The organism is Streptomyces sp. NPDC007875, assembly GCF_042868035.1.
Classification (GTDB): Bacteria; Actinomycetota; Actinomycetes; order Streptomycetales; family Streptomycetaceae; genus Streptomyces; species Streptomyces antimycoticus.
In genome coordinates, this window is the sequence record NZ_JBIADZ010000003.1 from 46674 (window position 1) to 53171 (window position 6498).

The 6498-nt window shown below is 73.0% G+C and carries 6 protein-coding genes; 4 read left to right on the forward strand and 2 right to left on the reverse strand.

Annotated elements, in window-relative coordinates:
* Window positions 1-194: 194 nt before the first annotated feature.
* The 3 genes from ACFYOY_RS07120 (at window position 195) to ACFYOY_RS07130 (ending at window position 3999) form a co-directional block, all read left to right on the forward strand.
* Window positions 195-1631, forward strand: a complete 1437-nt coding sequence (locus tag ACFYOY_RS07120) for a PP2C family protein-serine/threonine phosphatase (RefSeq protein ID WP_388585367.1) — start codon at window positions 195-197, stop codon at window positions 1629-1631.
* 418 nt (window positions 1632-2049) lie between these two features.
* Window positions 2050-3387 carry a transcriptional regulator gene (locus ACFYOY_RS07125; protein WP_078639969.1) on the forward strand — a complete coding sequence of 446 codons (1338 nt, stop codon included), beginning with the start codon at window positions 2050-2052 and terminating at the stop codon, window positions 3385-3387.
* 48 nt (window positions 3388-3435) lie between these two features.
* On the forward strand, window positions 3436-3999 hold the full coding sequence (locus ACFYOY_RS07130; RefSeq protein WP_086710837.1) for an NUDIX hydrolase: 564 nt from the start codon (window positions 3436-3438) through the stop codon (window positions 3997-3999).
* A 24-nt stretch (window positions 4000-4023) separates the two neighbouring features.
* Here the strand turns inward: ACFYOY_RS07130 and ACFYOY_RS07135 are convergent, their stop codons facing one another.
* Window positions 4024-4281, reverse strand: a complete 258-nt coding sequence (locus tag ACFYOY_RS07135) for a hypothetical protein (RefSeq protein ID WP_059148009.1) — start codon at window positions 4279-4281, stop codon at window positions 4024-4026.
* Window positions 4282-4504: 223 nt separating this feature from the next.
* Here ACFYOY_RS07135 and ACFYOY_RS07140 point away from each other — a divergent pair, with 223 nt between their 5' ends.
* Window positions 4505-5299 (forward strand): MgtC/SapB family protein, encoded by a 795-nt coding sequence (locus ACFYOY_RS07140; RefSeq protein ID WP_351903860.1) that lies wholly within the window; start codon window positions 4505-4507, stop codon window positions 5297-5299.
* An 89-nt stretch (window positions 5300-5388) separates the two neighbouring features.
* Here ACFYOY_RS07140 and ACFYOY_RS07145 read toward each other — a convergent pair whose 3' ends face one another.
* Window positions 5389-6246 (reverse strand): 3-hydroxybutyryl-CoA dehydrogenase, encoded by an 858-nt coding sequence (locus ACFYOY_RS07145; RefSeq protein ID WP_078639964.1) that lies wholly within the window; start codon window positions 6244-6246, stop codon window positions 5389-5391.
* Window positions 6247-6498 lie beyond the last annotated feature (252 nt).

The following is a 6498-nucleotide window of genomic DNA, read 5'->3' on the forward strand; positions in this document are numbered from 1 at the left end:
ATACCGCGTCCGCGGGGCGGTGGGGTGTTCGGGTGGCTGCCTGGGGTGTGGTCACCCGATCAGGTGAGATCCGGAAGGGGCTGGTCCAATTGGCAGGAGCTGTCGCCAGAATCGTGCCGGTCGCACGGCCCGCGCGGGATCGATCGTCCAGGGGCCCGGCCGACCGCCTCATTGGCCGGCGTTGGGGGCGACACATGATCGGGACATCGGCAGTCGGCGGCGCGTTCGTACGGAAGGCACGGAGTCTGCGGGAGGTCACCCGCGTGGTCCCCTGTCTGTGGGTGCTCGGCGCCATCTGCTGGGCCCTGCTGACCCCCTATCACACCGAGCTCGTCACGCTCCTCGCCGCGGCACCCGCCATCGCCTGCGCGAGCAGCGGCCGCCGCAGATGCATCGTGCTGCTCGGCGGCGCCGGCCTGCTGTTCGCCCTCGCGCCTCCGACCGCCCTGGAGCCCGACGGCGACGGGAAGGAGCCGCACGCCGCCCTGGTCACCTGCTGCGCCATCCTCGGCGTGGCCGTCGCCTGCTATTTCACAGCGGGCCGCAAGCTGCGGCTGGTGCGCGAACTGGAGCAGCTCCGGGCGGTGGCCGCCGCCGCGCAGGACGTGGTGCTGCGGCCGCTCCCGGCCCGGCTGGAGGGCATCGAGCTGGCCGGCGGCCATCTGTCGGCCAGCCGGGGTGCCGCCGTCGGGGGCGATCTCTACGAGGCGTTGGCCACCCCGTACGGCGTCCGCGTCATCATCGGCGATGTGCGCGGGCACGGCCTCGCCGCGATCGGCACCGTCGCCGCCGTCCTCGGCAGTTTCCGCGAGGCCGCCCATGAGGAACCCCGGCTCTCCGGCGTGCTGCGCCGGCTCGACCGCGCCCTGGAGCGCCATCTGCGGGCGCGAGCGAGCGGGGAGTGCCCGCTGGACAGCCACGTGGAGGAGGAGTTCGTGACCGTCCTGCTGCTGGAGGTGGGCGCGGACGGCGAGGTCACCGCGCTCAACTGCGGCCACCCCTGGCCGTACCGCCTCCACGAACAGCCGGTCGGCCCGGCCATGGCCCGGCAGACCGCGCCCGGAGACGTGCTGCCGCCGCTCGGCCTCTTCCCGCTGCCCGCCGAGCTTCCCACCGCCCGCTGGAGCGCCCTGGGCGTCGGCGACACGCTGGTGCTGCACACCGACGGCGCCGAGGACGTGCGCGACGCCCACGGCACGTTCTTCCCCCTGCGCCGCGCCCTGTCCGAGGCCGCGGGCCCCGGGCCGCTCGTCCCCGCGGCGGTCGTGGCGGGAGTGCGCTCGGCGCTGCTGCGCCACACCGGCGGCCGGCTCGCCGACGACGTCGCGCTGCTCGCGCTGCGCTACGACCGCTGCCCGCTGTCCGCCACCACGGCCCTCACCCGCCCGGCCGCCGACGCCCACCAGGGGCTAGGGGATTGTCCGCCGGACCTTGACGCCTGCGGCGGGCTGCTCCTCTCCCCGCCCCTTCCCGAAACTGGGGCTCCGCCCCAGACCCCGGGGCCCAGGGGCGAGGCTCCTGGCAACAGGCACGGGTGGGCAGGCTGGTCGAGCCCCGCCCCTTCCCGCAGCATCGATACGCGGCTCCGCCACGTGGCAGGGCTCCGCCCCGGACCCGGGGTTCACGGGTGAGGCCCTTGGCAACGGGCACGGGTGGGCGGGCTGTTCCCTACCCCGCCCCCTTCGCCAACCGGGGCTTCGCCTCCAGTCCTCGGGGTCCATGGGTGAGGCCCCTGGCAACGGACACGGCGGGCAGGCTTCTCCCCGTGCCTTCGCCAACCGGGCTCCGCCCCGGACCCGGGGTTCACGGGTGAGGCCCTTGGCAACGGGCACGGGTGGGCAGGCTGTTCCCCGCCCCGCCCCGTCCCCAACCGGGGCTCCGCCCCAGCCGCCGGGGTCCAGGGGCGGAGCCTCTGGTATCGGGAAGAGCCGGGTTGGGGAAAGACCCGCCGGACACCCCCTGCACGCCGCGCCAACTCCCCGCCCGTTCACACCCCGTGCGAATCCCCCTCCACTACGCTGGCGCCACCGAGCGTTTCGGGAGGGCGAGATGGAGCCCAACACACTGCTCGACTCCGTGCTCGACGAGGCCGGAGTCTCCCACGCCGGACTGGCCGCGCATGTCAACGAGGCAGGCCGGGCCCGGGGGATGAAGCTGCGGTACGAACACACCGCGGTGGCCCGGTGGCTGAAGGGCCAGCGGCCGCGCGGCCAGGTGCCGGACCTCATCTGCGAGGTGCTGGGCGAGCGGCTGCACCGCGCCCTCACCCTGGACGACATCGGCCTCGGCACCCCCGGCAGCCGCCGGGGGCCCGCCACCCCGCTGTCCGGATTCGTCGAGCGCGCCACCGCGCTGTGGCGCTCCGACGAACAGCAGCGCCCGCATGTCGTCGAGGCCCCGGCGGTCACCGGCACCCCCGCCGTCATCCCGGTGTGGGAGTGGGAGAACCCTCCCGAGGACTCCGATGTCTCCCGGCGCGGTCTGACCCGCGTCAGCATGACCGACATCGAGACGCTGCGCGCCGCCCGCGCACACTACGAGCAGATGTACCGCAAGGCCGGTGGCGTGGCGACCCGGACCCGGGTGGTGGGGTTCCTCAACTCCGAGGCCGCACCGCTGCTGCGCGGCAGCTACGCCGACGACACCGGCCGCCAGCTGCACCGGGCGACCGGCGGCCTGGTGGCCATCGCCGGGATCTGCGCGTACGACTCCAACACGCACGGCCTGGCCCAGCGCTACTTCCATCAGGCGCTGCGGCTCGCCAAGGCCAGCGGCGACCGGGGCCTGGGCGCGTATGTCATAGCGCTGCTGGTCAACCAGTCCCTCTTCATGAAGGAGTACCGGCAGGCGGTCGCCTTCGCCGAATCGGCGCTGCGCGCCGCGGGCTCCCAGATCACCCCCGCGCTCGCCGCCGACCTCTACGCCATGCAGGCCAAGGCGTACGCCCGGCTCGGCGACGGCGCCGGGGCGCTGTCCTGCATCCGGCGCGCCGAGACCGCCGCCGACCGGATCAGACCGGGCCAGGAGCCCGACGAGACCGGCTATGTGCAGCCGGGTCTGGTGAACGTCCAGGTGGCCGAGGCGCTGCTGAGCCTCGGCGACCTCGGCGGCGCCCGCGAGCACGCCACCGCCGCGGTCGGCACCCCCGCGCACGACCGGGGCCGGGTGCACCGGCTCGCCATGCTCACCCATATCGAGCTGCGTCAGGGGGACGTGGACCGGGCGGGCGCCACGGCGGTGGAGATGACCGAGCGTGCGCGGGGCATGGAGTCCCAGCGGTTACGCGACCGGTTGCGGGCGGTACGGGAGCACCTCGCGGCCAGCGGAAGCGCCGCGACAGCCGAGGCCGCCGCGCTCATCGACGGGGCACTGCGCGTTCCTCTGTGACCAGCGGTTCCGCTCGCGGTCCGCACTCTCGTCAGCGGGTGGCCCACGATGGCCTCCCGTTTCGACGAAAGGTGGCTGACAGTGCGATGGAAGAACCTCAGGGAGCGGACCGTGTACGAGAACCGATGGTTCCGGGTCAACCTCGCCGATGTCCGGCTCCCCGACGGGCGCCATCTGGACCACTATCTGATCCGGCTCCGTCCCGTGGCCGTGGCCACGGTGGTGAACGCGGCCAACGAGGTGCTGCTGCTGTGGCGCCACCGGTTCATCACCGACGCCTGGGGCTGGGAGCTGGCCGCGGGCGTCGTCGAGGACGGTGAGGACATCGCCGACGCCGCGGCCCGGGAGATGGAGGAGGAGACCGGCTGGCGCCCCGGCCCGCTGCGTCATCTGCTCTCCGTCGAGCCGTCCAACGGGCTCACCGACGCACGGCACCACATCTACTGGGCCGAGGAGGCATCGTACGTCGGGCACCCGGAGGACGACTTCGAGTCGGACCGCCGCGAGTGGGTGCCGCTGAAGATGGTGCCCGACCTGGTCGCACGCGGTGAGGTGCCCGCGGCCAACATGGCGGCCGCGCTGCTGCTGCTCCACCACATCAGGCTCGGGTAGGCCGGGCCGCCGTCCGCGCCGGCGCTAGTGTCCCGCTGCCTGCCATATCGCCAGGGCCAGGGCGGTCACCCCGGTCAGGGCGGCGATGGAGGGCAGCGGCCAGCGTCCGTGCTCCAGTATCCGCATCCGTCCGCCCAGTTGGTTCACGTCCTCCTCAGCCTGCTCTCCTCGGTGGTCGAGCAGGGCCAGCCGGCCGTCGACGCGGGTGAAGCCCACTTCGACGGTCCGGCGCAGTTCCGTGAGCTCCACGGCTAACGCGGCTTGCTCGGGCTCGGTGGTCACGGGTTGATCCCCTTCCGGATGTAACGTCCGTGCAGTGGTGACGCTCCGAGTCAAGCGCATGCCCAGGTGGTGCGGGAGCGTGTGTGGGGATGGTGTGTGAGTCACCGGCGCACACCCCGTGCGAAAGGCGGTATGCAGCGGGTACCCATGGGGGACGGCGGTCGAAGAGAGGGGCCGCGAGGGGCGGACAGACCGGATGGATCGGATGGGCCGGACAGAAGGGATGGATGTGCGACTGATCGCCGCTCCGATGTGGGAATTCGGTATCGACCAGGGAGTCCGGCAGTTCGCCGAGCTCGGCGTCGCGCTGGTGCTGTCCACCCTGATCGGGCTCGAGAGGGCGGTGCAGCAGAAGAGCGCCGGGCTGCGCACCCACACCCTGGTGGGCGTGGGCAGCGCGCTGTTCATGCAGGTCTCCCAGTACGGCTTCACCGATGTGCTGTTGCGCGACCACGTCGGCCTGGACCCCTCACGGGTGGCGGCGCAGGTCGTCTCCGGTATCGGCTTCATCGGCGGCGGCCTGATCTTCGTCCGGCGCGACGCCGTCCATGGGCTGACCACCGCGGCGACCGTCTGGCTCACCTGTGCGGTGGGCATGGCCTGCGGCGGTGGTCTGGCCCTGCTGGCCACCGCCGTCACCGCGGTGCACTTCCTGGTGATCCGCGGCTATCCGCTGTTCACCCGCCGGCTGCCGACCCTCTGGTCGGCCGAACGGGTGGAGTTGCAGCTCTCCTACCGGGTGGGCGCCGGGCTGCTGCCACGCGTCCTGGAGCTGTGTACGGCCGCCGGGTACCGGGTGCTGCGGGTCCGGGTGGACCGGGCGCCCTGGAAGGGCCGGGACCGCACCACCCGGGTCGTCCGGGCCGAGGAGGAGGCCCGGCCCGCCGATACGGGCGTCGCCGAGGTGCAGCTCGCCCTCGAGGGCACCGGGGACGTCCTCCGGCTGGTCGGGGCGATCTCCGAGCTGGACGGCGTCCTCGGCGCCGACGCGGGCCGCGACCTCGACGACTCGGAGTGACCCCGACGACTCGGAGTGACGAGGACGAGGCGATGGCGCCGGTGCGACCCCGGTGCGACCCCGGTCCGTGGCCAGCTCCCGGTCCGCGCTCAGTACGTGTAGAAGCCCGAGCCCGACTTGCGTCCCATCCGGCCCGCGTCCACCATCCGCAGCAGCAGCGGGGGAGCGGCGTACAGCGGCTCCTTGTACTCGCCGTACATCGAGTCGGCGATCGCCGCGATCGTGTCCAGACCGATCAGATCGGACAGCTTCAGCGGGCCCATCGGATGGGCGCAACCCATCTCCATGCCGTTGTCGATGTCCTCACGGCTGGCGATCCCGGACTCGAACATCCGGATGGCGGAGAGCAGATACGGGATGAGCAGCGCGTTGACCACGAACCCCGCGCGGTCCTGTGCGCGGATGGCGTGTTTGTCCAGGACGTCGTGGACCAGCGCCTCGGTGCGCTTGATGGTCTCGTCACCGGTGGTGAGCGCCGGGATCAGTTCCACCAGCGCCTGCACCGGCGCCGGGTTGAAGAAGTGGATGCCGATCACCTGATCCGGGCGGGAGGTGGCGACGGCCAGCTTGACCAGCGGGATGGAGGAGGTGTTGGAGGCGAGGATCGCGTCCGGGCGGGTCACCACCTGGTCGAGGACCTGGAAGATCTCCGTCTTGACCTGCTCATTTTCCACGACCGCCTCGATCACGAGGTCACGGTCGGCGAATTCCCCCAGGTCGGTGGTGAAGCTCAGCCGGTCCAGCGTCGCGTCGCGCTGCTCCTCGGTGATCTTGCCGCGTTCCGCGGCCTTGCCGAGGGAGTTGGTCAGCCGGGTGCGCCCTATCTCCAGGGCCTCACCCGTGGTCTCCGCGACCATGACGTCCAGGCCGGATCGGGCGCACACCTCCGCGATGCCCGCGCCCATCTGGCCACAGCCCACCACTCCGACGCGTTCGATGTCGGTCACATCGTGCCTTTCGCTGGTCCAACTGTCCGTTGTGTCGTCCCCCTGTCGCCCCAGACGTTACCCTCCGGTTATCGGCGAGGGGCGGGGGGGGGGGGGGGGGGGGCGGGGCCCCCCCCCCCCCCCCCCCCCCCCCCCCCCCCGCGGGGGCCCCCCCCCCCCCCCCCCCCGCCCTTTTTGCCCCGCTCCCCCCCCGGGGTGCCCCCCCCCCCCCCGCCGCCGGGGCCGGCCCCCACCGGGGCGCGGAGGCTCACG